Raw genomic sequence first — 17460 nt, forward strand, 5'->3', positions numbered from 1 at the left:
ATTTATAATGAGTAGTAGAGTGTATAACAACTATACACTTAGAAAGTATATTTGATAGCGGAGGCTAATATGGGTAATAAAACAATTGTACCTTTTAATGATAAAAAGGGAGGTACTTACGAATTAAACATTGATCTTGATAGATTATCGAAGGGTGAAATATCAAATGCTATTGTAGGTACTAAGGAGCAATCCACCTTTGTAAGCAAAATTAATAATGCTAAAAAGCTTGGAGATAAAGAAGTAGTACCTTTCCCTTGTAGAGAAGTTCGCGAAAACCAAATCAACTATGGGAAAGGACTTGACTATATTTATGGTACAAAACCTTTGAGTAATCAAGCAGATTATCCAGAAGGGTTGAATCCATTTGCTTCAGCTTTGCAAAAAATAAAGCCAAGTGCAAGCGAAAGCAAAGAATTGAGCTGGTTTAAAAGTGCTGTAGTAGAGGCAAAAAACGTAAATGAATTGCACAAAGTTATAGACAAAGTAATAACTTCTGGAGTAAGGCTAAATGCATGTAATGATGGGGAATGGAGTTTTGCAGAATATCTAGTATTAGGTACACATTTTCATAAATTTGATAAGGCTGATCGTAAAAAGCTAATACGTAAATTAATGTTAAGCGGTGCAGAGTTTCATGATACTTTATTGCAGAATAAACTGATAGGTGAAATCTATAATGAGCTACAGCCAGAAGTTCAGCCACAGATAGATAAGCAACTAGAAGAACTAGAAAAAGCTGGCGAAAGTGCTGTTCAAGAAGGAGAATTAATAGATATCGAGATAGACAATACAACATCGTATATAGAATTTTCCGAAGATAGCAAGATAGAAGTAGCCAAAATAGTGAGAGAGTTAGGAAGTAATATTTTAAAAATTGGCAATAATGCAGTTGAGGTTAAAAGCGAGAAAGGAGATATAAGAAACTATACTGATATGTCAAATGGCAGCTCTGTCATGTTAGAGTTTCCTACGAGCATTGGTAAGCTAAATATTGTATTGTACCAAGAGGCAGATCAGGTGCAAGTGAGAGTAGAAAATAAGGAAATGTGGTCTAAATTACAAGAAAGAGGAGAAGAAATAGGAAAAAATTGTCTTTTTGGAGGAGTGAAACTTCAAGAAGCAGTAGAGAAAGGTAATTTCACTAGATGTGGCATATGGAGTGAAAAGTATGCTATAAAAGAGATTAGCAATGATGAAGTATTGTCTTCATGGGTAAATAGGGTATGTGGAGGTAGTAAAGAAACCTTTAGAGAACTTTAATGTGTCTACAGTCAACTTTAAGGTTCCAGAGTTTTTTTCTTACCGTTATATCTGGAGCCTTAACAAAATTAAGCTATAGTAGAAAATATTATATGTATGGTTCTTTTAGTGGAAAAAAGTCTAGACTGTGAAGTAGGGGAAAAAGTAAAAAATTGGAGGTTAGAGCGAGGTTATACTCAGAAGGATTTAGCAGAGAAACTTGGTGTAAAGTACTGGGTAATACTGCAATATGAAAAAGGGAACCGTAGAATTTCAATTGAAAGGTTATATGCTATAGCTGAGGCACTATCAATCAGTATTACGGATCTTATTCCTGTATCAAAAAGCTGTCTTGAAGATGAAGAAGAAATATTAAATCTAGTAAGAGAATATAAAAAGATTAACGATCAGGAGTTACGTAAGATGTTTTGTTTGCTAACCAAATTTGTCCAAGTTAGTGAGAAAAGTAGTAGAAAATCGGAAAAAATAAAAATTGCAAAGGATCTGGTTAAAGCAGGAATTTCTGTTGACGTTGTTTTGAAAACAATTGGCCTCTCTGCTGATGAATGTGTTGAAGAAAAAACAGGTTCTATCTACTGCCAAATAGGAAAAAAGATAAAAGAATGGAGACTAGTGAGAGAGTATACTCAAAAGGATTTAGCAGAGAAAATGAGTACAACACGTGACGAAATAAGCAACTATGAACAAGGACGCGTAGCTACTCCACTGGGAAAATTATATGAGATAGCAGAAACATTATCGATTAGTATTACAGATCTACTAACAGAGGAAGATAAAGGTAGTAAAGTGGAAAATGAGCTACCGAATTTGATAAAAGAATACAAAGAAATTGAGAGCCAAGAACTACGTAACGCATTAATAAAATCTTTGTTTGAAGGTTGTGAAGAAAAAGTGAGGAAAGCGGAAAGAATCAAAGTTGCAAGAGATCTAGTAAAAGAGGGAATTTCTGTTGATATTATTTTGCAAATAATTGGTTTATCCGCTGATCAAATTGCATGAAAATTTATTTCTAAATAAGGTATATATGTTTGTTTCTGTAAGAGATATTAGTTCTATAAGCTATGAAATAGGACAAAAAGTAGAAAATTGTAGATTAATGCAAAGATGTACTCAAATAGAGTTGGCAAGTAAAATCGGATTAGCGTATCAAGAAATAAAGGATTATGAAAATGGGTATATTCCTATTCCAGTTGAAGTGCTATATGTAATAGCAAGAGTATTATCAGTTAATGCTGTAGATCTATTACCTAAACCAATAACAGTAAGAGAGTATGAAGATGAAGACGAGGAAATACTCTATCTAACGAAAATATACGAGAATCAAAAGTTAGGCAAAATAGTACCTTCATTAGTCAGGTTTGTTCATATTAGCGAAAAAATTAATCAAGAAGAGGCAAGGTTGGAAATAGCAAAAAATCTAGTTAAAGAAGGAGTTTCTACTGATATTATTTCCCAAGCAACCGGCTTATCTATTTACGAGTATGATAATACAGAGAAAGAAGTCTGCACTGATTCTATATATTACAGAATAGGACAAAGAATAAGAGAATGGAGGTTGATAAGGAGATATACTCAAAAAGATTTGGCAGATAAAGTTAGTTTAACATTCAAGGAAATACACGAGTATGAAAGAGGCTATACTGCTATAACATTTGATAAATTATATGAAATATCAAATGCATTATCAGTGAATATTAAAGTTCTGCTACCTAAAACAAGAGAAAGCAAAAAGCTATTGAGTTTAATGGATGAGTACGGAGAACAAGAATCATTAGTCAAATCTCTATCTGAAAATATGAAAAGAGGCAAGGAAAAAGTTAAAAAAACAGAAAGGATCAAGGTTGCAAAAAATCTAGCAAAGGCAGGTGTTGCTATTGATATTATTGTGCGAGCAAGTGGCCTAACTGTTGATGAGTGTGAAAATTGAATTGTGTTTAAGATATAAGTAAAGGTAGTTAATGATTTAACTAGCAGAATTTGCTAACCAACTTTTTTGGCTCAGTTGAATTGTATTAAACAAGACTTGATCTGACACTTTAAAAAAGTAAGTTATAAAATAATAAAAGAAAGGAGTGTTAGATATGAGTACGATACAAACAAAAATACTAAAACCAAAGTTAGGGTTATTAGAACTAGCAAAGCAATTAGGTAACGTATCACAAGCGTGTAAGGTGATGGGTTATTCGCGTGATACATTTTATCGATTTAAGGAGTTATATGAAAGTGGGGGAGAAGGAGCATTACATGAAATAAGTAAGAAAAAACCCCTATTAGCAAACAGAGTTTCCGAAGATATAGAAAGGGCAATAATTGGCATAGCTACAGAATTTCCAGCATATGGACAACAAAGAGCTGCAAATGAGCTGAGAAAAAGGGGTGTAATAATTTCCGAAGGTGGCGTAAGATCTGTATGGCTAAGAAATGACATTGAAACGTTCAAAAAAAGACTTAAAGCCCTTGAAGCAAAGGTTGCACAAGACGGCATAATTTTAACTGAAGAGCAACTTGCAGCATTGGAAAAAGTTAAAGAGCAAAGAGAAGCTCACGGTGAAATTGAAACAGAACATTCAGGTTATTTAGGGTCTCAAGATACTTATTACGTAGGCAATATCAAGGGCGTTGGGCGCATTTACCAGCAGACTTTTATTGATACATATTCGAGAGTGGCTTTTGCTAAGCTTTATACAGATAAAACTGCTATTACCGCTGCCGACTTGCTGAATGATAGAGTAATACCATTTTTTGATGTACAAAACGTGCCATTATTGCGCATTTTGACTGATAGAGGTACAGAATATTGTGGTAAACCAGAAAATCACGCTTATCAGCTTTATTTGGGAATTGAAAATATTGATCATTCAAGAACTAAAGCCAATTCACCACAAACTAATGGCATATGCGAAAGGTTTCATAAAACTATGCAAGATGAGTGTTACAATATTATCTTTAGAAAGAAAATCTACAGTTCTTTAGAAGATTTGCAGATAGATGTTGATCATTGGTTACGCTCTTACAATGAGACCAGGCCTCACTCAGGTAAATATTGCTATGGTAAAACGCCTATGCAGACTTTTCTTGATAGCAAACACATTGCTTTTCAGAAAAATATTAGTAACGTTAAACAAGAGACTGATATTAGTTTTCAATTCTTCTGTCAGTTAATTCGTTGCTGTCAGATTAAGTTGTGTCTAGTATATATTTGCAGAAGCTAAACTTAATCTTATAGGTTTTAATCAAGCGGTAGATGGTAAATGGATAGTTAATAGAGCGGAGCATACTTTAAATAGCTCAGGTTACCTTACTGTGTTGTCAGCATCTTTGAGTAAGTAATGTTAAGGAAAAATAAGTACATAGTCTATTCAATGTAAAGAAACTACTGAATATGAGTCAATTAAAATATAATGAAAAGAATAAAATACATTTTGTATGGTTTATAATATTAATGGTATGTGTCATTATTACATATTGCTATCAAAAATCTAAAGCTACAGATAATTATAAAACAATCTTACGCATTGCTTCTGAAAATTGTAACCTAGACGTAGTAAAGTTTTCAGTAAAGAACCTATTGAGCATTAACACACAAATTCCTAGATTAACAGCGCTACATTGTGCAGCAGAAGGAAAATGTCTAGAATTAGTAAAATTTCTAGTGAATGAAGGAGTTGATATAAATGATACAGGTAGATATAAAGGATGGACAGTATTACATTCTGCCGCATACGGAGGCAATTTAGAGATAGTTAAGTTCTTATTAGAAAGAGGTGCTAATCCTAATATTAGAGATACAGATGGAAAAAACCCTCGGGATGTAGCTGTAATAGAATCAAGGCACAACAAAGATAAACCTTACAGAGAAATAATAAAGCTACTTGCAGAAGCAGAGAACCGATAACATAAAGAAATCACTAAAGCTGTAAGTTTTTTATGATCTCTATATAAACTCCCAAAACCATCCATAATAGATTAATACTTTCACATGAAAAAGCAAAAAATCCCAATAGCGGTAATAATAACAATAGTTCTACAGACTGTAGGATTCATATGGTGGTTGGCAAAACTTGACTTACGTGTACACATCCATGATAAATTTATAGAAAAAAACCAAGAACTAATCGAAATAGTCTATCGACTTGAAGAGAGAGTGAAAAACCTCACTGAAGAAGTCAACGAACTTGAAGCTATTCACAAACACAAATAAATTTTACAGTGACAAAGTACATTTTATCTGTAGATGGAGGTGGCATTAGAGGGATAATACCTGCCATTATTCTAGCAGAAATTGAATCTAGGACAAAAAAGCCAATTTCCCAGATTTTTGATTTAATGGCAGGAACCTCAACCGGTGGGATTATTGTTGCTGGACTTTGTAAAAGCAATAAACTTCAATACTCTGCCAATGATTTGGTTGAACTGTACCAAGAGTATGGAGCATATATCTTTCAATCATCATTTTGGAGAAAATCAATTGCTTCTTGGCTGAGTGGTTCTCAGTACTCATATAGAAATATGGAATTTATTTTCAACAAATACTTTGGTGAAAGTACTATGGCCGATGTTGCGAGTAATCTACTACTCACCAGTTATGACATTCACAATAGTTGTGAATTTTTCTTCAAAAGTTGGAAAGAAAAAAACATTAAGTTGAAAGATGCACTCAGAGCTACAACAGCTGCTCCAACGTACTTCACACCAAAACGTCTGAAAATTAGCCAAACAGAGAGAGTATTGATAGATGGTGGAGTGTTTGCAAATAATCCAGCGGCTTGTGCATATGCAAGTGGTAAGAGGTTATTTCCAAATGATGAGATTATACTGCTATCAATAGGCACTGGTGGAACAGATAGAAGTATAAAGTATGCTAACTCAAGGAAATTTGGCAAAATAGGGTGGATCAAGCCACTACTGAATGTGATGTTTGCCTCTGGATTGGATTGCGTTGATTATCAACTAGGCTCTGTGAACAAAATTTTTCTGCGAGAAAAAAGTAGAGAAGAAGTAGGAGAGAAGAGGAAAAAGAGGTAGTTTAACTGTGAATAACAGAGAAACTACCAATGGTATATTACATACAAGAAACAAAATGGAAACAAATTTTTGAATTCTTAAAAGGAATCAAAGGAATACACAGCAAAAATGAAAAAAGGTTGAGAATATTTGTGGAAGCAGTTTGGTACATAGTTCGCAGTGGTTGTCAGTGGAGACTTTTGGCAGAGATTTACGGCAATTACAGGAGCATACATAGAAGGTTTAAAAAGTGGTGTGAAAAGGGAATTTGGAAAAGGCTGTACAAATATACACAAGATCCAGATTTAGAAGTGCACATGATAGATGGAACGATTATTCGTGCTCACGCTTGTTCGGCTGGATATAAGAAAAACTCCGGAGGTCAAGAGGCTTTAGGACGCAGTAGAGGTGGCTTTTCTACAAAAATTCATGCACTTGTCGATGCGCTGGGAAATCCTTTGAAATTTATGCTTACTCCTGGACAAAGAAACGACATTACACAAGCTGAAGCTTTAACAGAAAATATCTCAAACTCGACTATAGTGGCAGATAAAGGCTATGACAGTAATACTTTTATTACCAATCTTAAAAGTAAAGGTTGCAAAGTTGTGATTCCACCAAAACGAAACCGAAAAATGCAGAGAGAGTATGACAAACATGTCTATAAAGAGCGCCATCTGATTGAGTGTTTCTTTGGTAAAATAAAGCATTTTAGGCGCATCTTCTCTCGCTTTGACAAGACTGCTGTAGTATTTATGGGATTTTTAAATTTTGTTGGAGCACTTATATGGCTGGTCTAAAATTTTGTTCACAGAGCCTAGGTTAGCAAAGAACAAAGTTAAGGGTTATAGAGTCTTATTTATGCCTGCAATTAGCAACAAAGCCAAGAAAAAGATCCACCAAGCTATAAAATCATGGAAAATACACAGGCAAATATCTACAACCATGGAGGAGATATCAAAGAAAGTAAATCCCATAGTCAGAGGCTGGTTTCAGTATTATGGCAGGTTTTATAAATCAGAGATGCATCCAACTCTCAGAAATATAGAGAGATACCTAATAAAGTGGGCTAGGAAAAAATATAAGAAACTTCGAGCTCATGGAAGACTAGCGAGCCAATTTCTAGGAAAGGTGAGAAAAAGGTCTCCAAATATTTTCTACCACTGGGAACTAGGACAAGGATCAAAAGGCTAAATAATGGGAGCTGTGTGAGCTGAGAGGTTCATGCACAGTTCTGCGAGAGACTGGTGGGGGTTCCGCCGGTCTACTCTCCCAACCCACCAACAAGATAGCTTAAAACTCAATTAAGAGGCATTTCTAAATTGTTTTTTACTTTTATGAAATTTAGCTCTAAGTTTTTACACTTTTTTGATCAAGACTTTTCTTTTCTTCCACCAATTTATCAAAGTCTGACTTATATGACTTATCCTGTGTTTTTCTAAATACCTCATATTCTTTTGTAGCTAGGGCAATTGCTACTTCATGAGAGGTTTTGCCATAATTCTGTAATATATCTTGCTCATTAAATCTTAAAAATGCATCGAGTTTCTCTTTCCAATCCTTCATATACATTACTTTACCCCTGGCAGCTTGAAACTCTGCGTAATCTATATACATATTTACTATTCTGTTTAGCTGAGCAATTTCATTTTTATCTAAATAGTTTTTTGCTACTTGCGTGTCAGAAAGAAAGATTTTTCCCTTAGGCCCCTTACGCCAATTTGTTAATCCCATATTAGGTTTACTTCTATCCACTCTGTTAGCAATAATTTCTGCTGCTGTATTTCCAGTAATAGCAAAATGCAATTTATTCTGCACTATAGCAAAGAAATTTTTTGTTTCAGTTGAACAGCTTGCATAGTCTACTGAAGTTGCATAAATGTCTGTGATTTTCTGATAAGCCATACGCTCACTTGCACGAATTTCTCTAATTTCTTCAAGCAACTCATCAAAAAACCGAGTGTCAAATCTAGAGCCATTTTTAAATCTATTGCTATCAATCACGAAACCTTTGAAAATATACTTCTTTAGCTTATCAGTTGCCCATGTACGAAAAGCAGCACCACGCTCTGAATTGACACGATAACCAACTGATATCACAGCCTCTAAATTGTAGAAAACCACATCACGTTTTACTTCTCTTTCTCCCTCTTTTTGAACTATCGAGGATTCCTCGGTAGTTGAGTTTTTATCTAGTTCTTTACATAGATAAATGTTCTTTAGGTGCAATGAAATATTATCAGTTGAACAGCCAAATAACTCAGCCATATGTTTCTGAGTAAGCCATAGATTTTCATTTTCAAATCTAACTTCAATACATACCTTTCCATCATCTGTTTCATAGAATAAAATTTCATTATGATTCCTGTTCATACACTTCCTTTAACACCCTTCGAAAAGCAAATAAAAAGTACTATTAATGATTAGATTGATATAAGTAAACTTACAAGTAAGTTTAACATCGTTTTTATTCATTGTAAAGAAAAAATTTGTATGAAGGAGAAAACTCACTTTGCAACAGCTTTCATAAGTTCCTTGTATCTCTCATCTTTTTTTATTGAGTGTTCCCAGAAAACCTTTAAATTAGCTGATAGCAAGAGAAACAAAGTGTTTGCTAAGTTGCGTAATTGAGAAGAAATAACTTAACTCAAACAAAAAAAATTTAGTGCAAATCAAATTTCCAACCTCATTTCTAGTATATATCTGTTAAGAGGTAGTTGAAAGAGCTACTATAACGTAGACAACCTTAATCCATATACTTCTTAGGAGTAGCACATGATTCTCGAATTTCCGTTGTTGGCCTACAAAAAAACTATAAACCGCTTTTTGATAGTACGTTCGAGGAACCAAACGATATTTTGGAATCAGTGCTACTTATAGTTTTAAATAATGTCAATCCTAACACTGGACCTCGGTAAACAGACAGGCTGGGCAATTCTAACCAATGGAGTAATTGAAAGTGGAAGCAAAAGTTTTCATGGTAGCCGTTTTAGCGGAGGTGGCATGTGCTTCTTGAATTTTCGTAATTGGCTCAATTCTTTGAAAGACATTTCTGCAGTGTATTTTGAGGAAGTAAGAAGACATCTAGGAACTGATGCAGCCCATTGCTATGGTGGTTTTCTTGCCGTTCTCTCTGCTTGGTGTGAGGAGAACAATATTCCCTACCAAGGTGTTAATGTTAAAACTATAAAACGCTTTATAGCTGGTAATGGTAATGCAAGTAAGAGTGAAGTTATTGAAGCTGTAAAGGAAAAAGGGTTTTTACCTAGAGATGATAATGAATCTGATGCTTTGGCACTAATATTCTACGTTATGAATTTTAGTAAAGATTTTAATACATTAAAAATACCATAAAAGTGGGTCCTTTCGGCCATAATGGCGAGTTTGGTGGTGCTGACCCCAAGCCTTCTTTAGCGTCAGAGATATTTTGAATATTAACTTTTTAATTATTAAGATATGAATTTAGCAATCCACTACTATCCTACTCGAAACCTAGTCGAATATGAGCGTAATCCACGTAAAAATGATGACGTAGTAAATAGAATGTGTGCTTCAATCAGGGAATTTGGCTTTCGTATACCAATAGTTGCAAAAAGCGATGGAACTGTGGTTGATGGTCATTTAAGACTGAAAGCAGCAAGAAAACTTGGTATAGAAAGTATTCCTGTGGTTTTAAGTGATAATTTAAATGAACCACAAACTAAAGCTTTTCGATTACTGGCAAATCAATCAGCTAATTGGGCAAAGTGGGATGATGAGCTTTTGAAAGTAGAAATTCAAGAGTTAGAAGATTTACAGTTTGATCTTAAAATGACTGGATTTGAATTAGAAAAAGTTCAACATTTCCTTGATGATTTAGATAGTGAAAAAGAAGATTTTTCTGACTTGGTTGGTGATGACAAAAAGATAGAAATAACAAAACCAGGTGATCTATGGATTTTAGGTGATCATAGAATCTATTGTGGTGATAGCTCTGTAGTTGAATCATATAAAGCGCTGTTAGATGATAAAATGGCAGACATTACTGTTTGTGATCCTCCATATAACGTTGATTATGGTAATAGCCAAGATAAAAAGATATTAAACGATAATCAAGGTGAAAAGTATGAGCTTTTTCTCTATGATATTTGTACTCATATTTTAGCATATACTAAAGGTGCAATTTACATCTGTGCATCATCATCAGAGTTTTCAACGTTGCAAAAAGCATTTGAGGAAGCGGGAGGAAAATGGTCAACTTTTATCATTTGGGCGAAGAATCACTTTACGCTAGGAAGATCAGATTATCAAAGACAATACGAAGCAATGCTTTATGGATGGAAAAGCGGCAATAAACGTGAGTGGCATGGCGGTAGAAATCAAAGTGATCTGTGGTTTTATGACAAGCCAACGCACAATACACTACATCCAACGATGAAGCCAATAGAGCTAATGGAAAGAGCAATAGTAAACAGCAGTAGACCAGGAGATATAGTACTTGATCCATTTAGCGGCTCTGGAAGTACACTAATTGCCTGTGAGAGGACAGGAAGAATCTGCAGAACAATAGAGCTAGATCCCAGGTTTGTAGATGTAACGATAAAACGTTGGCAGGTGTATACGGGGAGAGATGCTATTCTTGCTGATACTGGAAAGACTTTTGCACAAATTCAAGAATCAAGACAGTAAGGGGCGAAATAAGGAAAAAAAGAGGGGAAAGAAAGTTGGAAGAAGGGAAAATCACGCAGACGGAATGGGCAAGAGAGATAGGAGTATCAAAGCAATATGTCTGTTATTTAGTAAAAAAAGGAATAGTTGAGTTGGAGGATGGTTTGATCAATAGAGAACAAGCAAATGAAGCGGTGGCAGCAATAAGAGATCCAAGTCAGCCACTTAGGAGGAAAAATCCAGAAAACGAAAATACAAATAACCTTTCTACAATGTTGCTAAAAACGCGAATAAAAAATGAGATGGAACGTGGTAAACTGCTTGAGGCGAAAGCTAAGGCTGAAATAGGAGAACTTGTAGCAGTAGAAGAAGTAAAAACTGAAGCATTTAATGTAGCAAGAGTTGTCCGTAATAATTTGCTTAATATTCCAAATAGAGTTTCAGCACTGCTTGCATCACTGAGTGACACTGAAAAGATTCATATGGCGCTAACCGAAGAGATTACAAACTCATTACAAGAATTATCTAATACTAAATTTCAAATATAAAATGGCTACTAACTTAAGTTTAGAATTAATAAAGTGCCTTATTGAGCAACCAGGAGTTGATGTTAATGTTAGAGGATTAAATGGAAAGACACCACTACATTGTGCTATAGAGTTTGACGAGTTGAGCATGGTAGATTTGTTACTCACGAAAAAGAATATCAATCCTTTTGTAGAAGATAATGATGGCAAAACATCTCTTGATTACGCCAAAGAAGGGAAAAAAGCAGAAATATTACAAGCGTTAATTAATAACAAGTACGGGTCAGAACAAGATAGCTTACTTCATTTAGCTGCAATGATAGGTGAAGTTAATGCAGTTAGATATTTGATAGGAAAAGGTGTTGACGTTAATGTACGAAATGCTCTGCATCATACGCCATTACATCTAGCAGCAGGCATAGGACATGCAGAAGTTGTAAAGATTTTGATAAGAGAAGGAAATGCTGAAATTGATGTCTTTGATGCACGAAATCAGACACCAATGCACTATGCAGTTAACAACAAAAAATTGGAGATAGTAAAGTTATTACTGGAGCTAGGAGCAGATGTAAATAGCGCACGTATAGGGCAAAACTCAATGAAATTGTCGCCTGTGCATATAGCTGTAAGTAATACTAATTACGATGAAAGAGACTTATGTCTTGATATCCTCAAATGCTTAATAAAGGAACCTAATGCTCAAGTAAATTTGCAAGACTACGAAAATAGAACACCACTACATTACGCTGAAAGACTTAAAACAATAGAGGTCTTACTAACGCGAGAAGATATAGATCCACTGGTAAAAGACGATAACGGTAAGACACCATTTGACTACGCTAAACCTGAGATAAAAAAGGCTTTGATGAGTAATAAATACGGTTCTGAAAAGAATAGTCTACTACATTTAGCTGCACAAAGAGGAGAAATTGAGCTTGTAGAGTCTATTTTAAAAGAAGAAATTGATATTGATATTTCAAACAATAAAGGTCTATCACCGATTTACCTTGCTGCAGAAAAAGGACATTTACATGTAGTAAAATTACTACTGAAAAAAGGAGCAAACTATACACCTGTTCTGCACTCAGCAATCAAGTCAAATAATTTAGAATTGCTAAAAACTTTATTTAAAGAAAAGAGTATCAAATTACCAGATGAGATAGGCAAGTCTGTACCAGTTTATTATAGATGTATAGAATATAGAGATGCAAAAGTAAGAAAATACAATAATGTGATCTGTATTTTTACCTCAGTAAGTGCAGTAGCAATATCGGTATATATAGGGTTAACAGCAACAACAATAAGTAGTGCAATCATTTTTGCAACAATAACAGGGATATTTGCGCTTATTATAGCACTAATCATAAGTGAGATGAGCAAAAGATATATAGAAAACGAATTTCAGAAAAAGATGTTTATGGAACTGGAGGAGTGTGGAGGAATAAACTCTACTGTTAACAATATTGAGATAGAACCAATTATGAGTAGATGCAGACAATGATATACGCCACATCTTTTTCTGAAGGTTTAAAACCAGATCCAGAGCTTAAAGTATCAGAGTGGGCAAATGAGTATCGAGTTTTAGCCCCAACTGCAGCATCAGAGCCAGGAAAATGGAGAACAGAAAGAACCCCTTATCTGAAAGAAATCATGGATTCACTTTCTCCGTCCTCACCAGCAGAAAAAGTAGTATTCATGAAAGGAGCACAGATTGGAGGAACAGAAGCTGGAAATAATTGGATTGGCTATATTATAGATCAGACTCCTGGTCCAATGTTAGTTGTGCAGCCAACAGTTGAAATGGGAAAGCGTTGGTCAAAAGGAAGATTTGCGCCACTGATTGAAAGTACACCATGTTTAAAAAGTAAAGTAAAAGACCCAAGGTCAAGAGACTCAGGAAATACTGTGCAAAGTAAGGAGTTTCCAGGTGGAATAGTAGTAATAACCGGAGCAAATAGCAGTGTAGGACTTCGCTCTATGCCAGTAAAATATCTCTTTCTTGATGAGATAGATGCATATCCAGGAGATTCAGGAGGAGAAGGAGATCCAGTTTTACTCAGCATAGCTCGTACCAATACATTTGCACGGCGAAAGATTTTTTTAGTATCAACGCCAACGATTCATGGAATAAGCAGAATTGAGAAGGAATTTGAAGCGACAGATAAGAGATATTTTTTTGTACCATGTCCACATTGTAATTATTACCAAATATTAAAATGGTCACAAATAAAATGGGAAGATAAAAATCCAAACACAGCACACTATATATGTATAGAATGTGGTGAAAAGATAGAAAATCATCAAAAGACAGAGATGCTTGAACGTGGAGAATGGAGGCCTACTAATAGAGTAAAAGGTGAGAAAAAAGGATTTCACCTTTCAAGTCTTTATAGCCCAGTTGGGTGGTATAGTTGGCAACAAGCAGTAGAGGATTTTCTCCATGCAAAAGAAAGTGAACAATTACTGAAGGTTTGGATAAATACTACACTTGGAGAAACCTGGGTAGATAAAGGAGAAGTACCAGACTGGAAGCAATTATTTAACAGGAGAGAATTTTTTCAGATTGGTACAGTACCAAGGGGCGAAGTAGTTTTGACAGCAGGAGTAGATGTACAAAAAGACCGCTTAGAAGTAGAAGTTGTAGCATGGGGAAAAAGCCGTGAAAGTTGGTCAATAGACTACCGAGTATTTGAAGGAGATACTGGAGGAGGAGAAGTATGGGGAAAACTTTCGGAGCTTCTGAGTCATCATTTTATCGGTGAAAATGGGCTTGAATATATGATAAGCATGATGGCGGTAGATGCTGGATATGCAACGCAAGAAGTATACAACTGGGTAAGAGGTCATCAAGGATCTGGAAGAGTAATGGCAGTCAAAGGTGTAAATAAAGCACTAGTACCACTTAGCAGCCCAAGTAGAGTAGATATAACAGTTGGTGGTCAAAAGCTAAAGAGAGGAATAAAGCTCTGGCCAGTGGGAGTATCGATATTAAAGTCAGAGCTTTTTCAATTACTTAATATTTTGAAAGAAGAAGAGGGAAAAGCTCTACCTGGATATTGTCATTTTCCCGAGTATGCACCTGAATATTTTAAACAGCTAACGGCAGAGCAATTAGTCAGCAAGGTAGTAAAAGGATACACCAAACAAGAGTGGCAAAAGGTAAGAGAAAGAAATGAAGTGCTAGATTGCCGAATTTACGCAAGAGCTGCATCTATTGCGCTTGGAATTGATCGTTGGCCAGAGAGTAAATGGAATAGTTTAAGTGGAAAAATGGAAAGCAAAAAGCCCAAAAAATTAAGACAGAGTAAATGGCTTAGTAGTCAAAATGTACAGTGAAGAATATTTAACTCAAGTTGAGAAAGCAATTCAAAAACTGCAAAGCGGAGAAAGAGTTGTCTCAATTGCATATGGTGACCATGTTGTGAGATATGCTGAAGTTCAGATAAAGGATTTATTGAATTTAAGACAACGAATTAAGGCTGAGTTAAAAGTTGCAGGTATGAAGCCAAAGAGGAAAATTGTTTTTTCAACGAGTAAGGGGATCATATAATGATAAAAATCGTTGAAAGGAACCATATGACAAAAATTATAGCAAAAGAATATACAGAATTTTTAGAGCAGCTCAAAGAACAGATTGCTACTAGTCGTTATAAAGCAGCACTAGCAGTAAATAGCAAGCTTATTGTGCTTTATCACCATATTGGTACAGAGATCTTGAAGCGCCAAAAAGAACATGGCTGGGGTGCTAAAATCATAGATCAGCTAAGTAAGGATTTGAGAAGCGCATTTCCAGAAATGAAAGGTTTTAGTCCTAGAAATTTGAAGTATATGCGTAAGTTTGCTGAGGAGTATTCTGATATTGAATTTGTGCAGGAGCCTCTTGCACAATTGACTTGGTACCACAATGTTACTCTTTTAGAAAAGATAGAGAGTCGAGAAACAAGGTTGTTTTATATAAAAGAAGCAATTGAACATGGCTGGTCAAGAAACATCATGGTAATGCAGATTGAACTTGGGTTGCATAAGCGTCAGGGAAAGGCTATCACTAATTTCAAAGAGAAGTTAACTTCACCTCAATCAGATTTAGCGCATTACACACTAAAAGATCCATATATTTTCGATTTTTTAAGTATAGGAAAGGATGCTAATGAAAGAGAAGTAGAAAAAGGGCTTGTAGGACATGTAGAGAAGTTTTTGCTAGAGCTTGGTGAAGGCTTTGCATTTGTTGGCAGGCAATTTCACTTAGATGTAGGAAATAAAGATTTCTATATTGATTTATTGTTTTACCATTTAAAGTTACGTTGCTTTGTAGTAATTGAGCTAAAAGACAAAGATTTCAAGCCAGAATATGCAGGTAAAATGAATTTTTATCTTTCAGCCGTTGATGATTTACTAAAGCACGAAACAGATCAACCATCTATAGGATTGATTTTATGCAAGTCAAAGGATAACGTACTAGCTAAGTATACACTGAAAGACATAAATAAACCGATAGGGTTGGCAGAATATAAAATTACTGAAAATCTACCAGAGAATGTAAAGACAGCCTTGCCAACAATAGAAGAGCTAGAGGCTGAGTTATCCAAAGTTTCAGATAAGGAAAAGTAATGCTATTAAAATCGTTCAAGCAATTATTTAGCAAACCAAAGATAAAAAGCTCAGCGTGGGATGCAGCAGGCTCAGGAAGAAGATTTTTTCACTTTCAACCAGAGTTAGGAAGTATAAACAATTTGCTGTCTCAAAACCTTGAAACTTTACGTAGTCGATCACGTGACATGGTAAGAAAAAATCCATATGCAGCAAATATCATTGATACAATAGTAAGTAACTCTATTGGAACAGGAATAAAACCGCAATCAAAAGCAAGAGATGGAGAATTTCGAAAGAAGGTGCAAGAATTATGGCTAAAATGGACAGATGAAGCAGACAGTAACGGAGTAAGTGATTTTTATGGATTACAAGCTCTGGTATGCAGAAGTATGATAGAGGGAGGAGAATGTTTTGTACGTTTAAGAACGAGAAAGCTGGAAGATAGATTTTCTGTGCCATTACAACTGCAAGTACTTGAGTCTGAACATCTAGATAATAAAACAAATCAAACTTTAGGAAATGGTAATGTAATAAGAAACGGGATTGAGTTCAATAGACTTGGGCAAAGAGAGGCATATTACTTATTTAGAGAACATCCAGGCGAAGGCTCGTTTGGTGAATCGGTGAGAGTGCCAGCAAATGATGTTTTACATATTTATAGACCATTAAGACCTGGTCAGATAAGAGGAGAGCCATGGCTTTCGAGTATACTTCTGAAACTTTATGAGCTTGATCAATACGATGATGCAGAATTAGTGAGAAAAAAGACAGCAGCGATGTTTGCAGGGTTTATTACAAGGCTCGATCCTGAAGCAAATATTTTAGGAGAAGGTGAAAGTAATGAGCAAGGAGTAGCACTATCTGGCCTAGAACCTGGAACAATGCAGCTTTTAGACCCAGGAGAAGATATAAAATTTTCAGAGCCGTCAGATGTTGGAGGAAGTTATGAAGCATTCATGAGACAGCAACTGAGGGCAATAGCAATAGGTACAGGAATAACATATGAGCAGCTAACAGGAGATTTAACAGGCGTTAATTATTCATCCATTCGAGCAGGGCTGATAGAGTTTCGTCGTCGATGTGCTATGCTGCAACACAACATTATAGTATTTCAATTTTGCAGACCAGTATGGAGTAGATGGCTAGAATTAGCAGTACTTTCTGGAGAACTCTGTATAGATGAAAAAGTAGTAAAAGCAGCGAAAGAAGAAGTAAAATGGATACCACAGGGATTTGATTGGGTAGATCCACTGAAAGACCAGCAAGCACAGCAAATGGCAGTAAGGAATGGATTTAAGAGTCGATCGGAAGTAGTATCAGAAATGGGTTATGATGTAGAAGAAATTGATCAAGAAATAGCAGAAGATCAAAAGCGTGCTAATTCTTTTGGACTTTGTTTCGATTGTGACGTTAATGTGCCATAAAATAC

At 35.3% G+C, this 17460-nt stretch carries 18 protein-coding genes and 1 pseudogene; 18 read left to right on the forward strand and 1 reads right to left on the reverse strand.

From position 1 onward, the window contains the following. Positions 1 to 69: 69 nt before the first annotated feature. The 10 genes and pseudogenes from ACQ4M0_RS01830 (at position 70) to ACQ4M0_RS01875 (ending at position 7461) form a co-directional block, all read left to right on the forward strand. Entirely contained in the window at positions 70 to 1263 is a 1194-nt protein-coding gene (locus ACQ4M0_RS01830; RefSeq protein ID WP_438456541.1) for a hypothetical protein, read from the forward strand. Between the two features lie 96 nt (positions 1264 to 1359). Then, positions 1360 to 2262 carry a WO male-killing family protein Wmk gene (gene wmk / locus ACQ4M0_RS01835; protein ID WP_438456542.1) on the forward strand — a complete coding sequence of 301 codons (903 nt, stop codon included), beginning with the start codon at positions 1360 to 1362 and terminating at the stop codon, positions 2260 to 2262. Between the two features lie 25 nt (positions 2263 to 2287). Beyond that, positions 2288 to 3190, forward strand: a complete 903-nt coding sequence (gene wmk / locus ACQ4M0_RS01840) for a WO male-killing family protein Wmk (RefSeq protein ID WP_438456543.1) — start codon at positions 2288 to 2290, stop codon at positions 3188 to 3190. A gap of 154 nt (positions 3191 to 3344) precedes the next feature. Continuing rightward, complete coding sequence (locus ACQ4M0_RS01845; RefSeq protein WP_438456544.1) at positions 3345 to 4475, forward strand: IS481 family transposase; 1131 nt, start codon at positions 3345 to 3347, stop codon at positions 4473 to 4475. After that, a pseudogene (locus tag ACQ4M0_RS01850) lies at positions 4459 to 4593 on the forward strand (phage tail protein); the annotation flags it as partial. The gene ACQ4M0_RS01845 and the pseudogene ACQ4M0_RS01850, both read left to right, overlap by 17 nt. Before the next feature lie 52 nt (positions 4594 to 4645). Next, positions 4646 to 5158 carry an ankyrin repeat domain-containing protein gene (locus ACQ4M0_RS01855; protein WP_438456545.1) on the forward strand — a complete coding sequence of 171 codons (513 nt, stop codon included), beginning with the start codon at positions 4646 to 4648 and terminating at the stop codon, positions 5156 to 5158. An 84-nt stretch (positions 5159 to 5242) separates the two neighbouring features. After that, the gene (locus tag ACQ4M0_RS01860) at positions 5243 to 5464 is read left to right on the forward strand and encodes a hypothetical protein (RefSeq protein WP_019236453.1); all 222 of its coding nucleotides are present in this window, start codon (positions 5243 to 5245) and stop codon (positions 5462 to 5464) included. Between the two features lie 8 nt (positions 5465 to 5472). Next, entirely contained in the window at positions 5473 to 6288 is an 816-nt protein-coding gene (locus ACQ4M0_RS01865) for a patatin-like phospholipase family protein (RefSeq protein ID WP_438456546.1), read from the forward strand. Between the two features lie 29 nt (positions 6289 to 6317). Beyond that, positions 6318 to 7067, forward strand: a complete 750-nt coding sequence (locus ACQ4M0_RS01870) for an IS5 family transposase (protein ID WP_438456254.1) — start codon at positions 6318 to 6320, stop codon at positions 7065 to 7067. Positions 7068 to 7128: 61 nt separating this feature from the next. Further along, positions 7129 to 7461, forward strand: a complete 333-nt coding sequence (locus ACQ4M0_RS01875) for a group II intron maturase-specific domain-containing protein (protein ID WP_438456547.1) — start codon at positions 7129 to 7131, stop codon at positions 7459 to 7461. Between the two features lie 156 nt (positions 7462 to 7617). On the opposite strand, the gene ACQ4M0_RS01880 is transcribed toward ACQ4M0_RS01875, so the two are convergent. Beyond that, positions 7618 to 8640 carry a virulence RhuM family protein gene (locus ACQ4M0_RS01880; RefSeq protein ID WP_172758862.1) on the reverse strand — a complete coding sequence of 341 codons (1023 nt, stop codon included), beginning with the start codon at positions 8638 to 8640 and terminating at the stop codon, positions 7618 to 7620. A gap of 516 nt (positions 8641 to 9156) precedes the next feature. Here ACQ4M0_RS01880 and ACQ4M0_RS01885 point away from each other — a divergent pair. From ACQ4M0_RS01885 to ACQ4M0_RS01920, 8 genes are all read left to right on the forward strand, one after another. Continuing rightward, positions 9157 to 9621: a crossover junction endodeoxyribonuclease RuvC gene (locus ACQ4M0_RS01885; RefSeq protein ID WP_438456548.1), complete on the forward strand. Its 465-nt coding sequence runs from the start codon at positions 9157 to 9159 to the stop codon at positions 9619 to 9621. Between the two features lie 102 nt (positions 9622 to 9723). After that, entirely contained in the window at positions 9724 to 10935 is a 1212-nt protein-coding gene (locus ACQ4M0_RS01890) for a DNA modification methylase (protein ID WP_438456549.1), read from the forward strand. Positions 10936 to 10970: 35 nt separating this feature from the next. Then, the gene (locus ACQ4M0_RS01895) at positions 10971 to 11462 is read left to right on the forward strand and encodes a hypothetical protein (protein ID WP_438456550.1); all 492 of its coding nucleotides are present in this window, start codon (positions 10971 to 10973) and stop codon (positions 11460 to 11462) included. A 1-nt stretch (position 11463) separates the two neighbouring features. Next, a complete protein-coding gene (locus ACQ4M0_RS01900) occupies positions 11464 to 12942 on the forward strand; it encodes an ankyrin repeat domain-containing protein (protein ID WP_438456551.1) in 1479 nt (492 codons plus the stop codon). Next, on the forward strand, positions 12939 to 14777 hold the full coding sequence (locus ACQ4M0_RS01905) for a phage terminase large subunit family protein (RefSeq protein WP_438456552.1): 1839 nt from the start codon (positions 12939 to 12941) through the stop codon (positions 14775 to 14777). Before ACQ4M0_RS01900 ends, ACQ4M0_RS01905 begins: the two co-directional genes overlap by 4 nt. Then, entirely contained in the window at positions 14767 to 14991 is a 225-nt protein-coding gene (locus ACQ4M0_RS01910) for a hypothetical protein (RefSeq protein WP_438456553.1), read from the forward strand. Before ACQ4M0_RS01905 ends, ACQ4M0_RS01910 begins: the two co-directional genes overlap by 11 nt. Positions 14992 to 15017: 26 nt before the next feature. Next, positions 15018 to 16049: a PDDEXK nuclease domain-containing protein gene (locus ACQ4M0_RS01915; protein WP_438456554.1), complete on the forward strand. Its 1032-nt coding sequence runs from the start codon at positions 15018 to 15020 to the stop codon at positions 16047 to 16049. Beyond that, a complete protein-coding gene (locus tag ACQ4M0_RS01920) occupies positions 16049 to 17455 on the forward strand; it encodes a phage portal protein (protein ID WP_438456555.1) in 1407 nt (468 codons plus the stop codon). The genes ACQ4M0_RS01915 and ACQ4M0_RS01920 overlap by 1 nt, the downstream gene beginning before the upstream one ends. The last annotated feature ends 5 nt before the right edge of the window (positions 17456 to 17460 follow it).

It is taken from the genome of Wolbachia endosymbiont of Kerria lacca (genome assembly GCF_051602725.1).
Classification (GTDB): domain Bacteria; phylum Pseudomonadota; class Alphaproteobacteria; order Rickettsiales; family Anaplasmataceae; genus Wolbachia.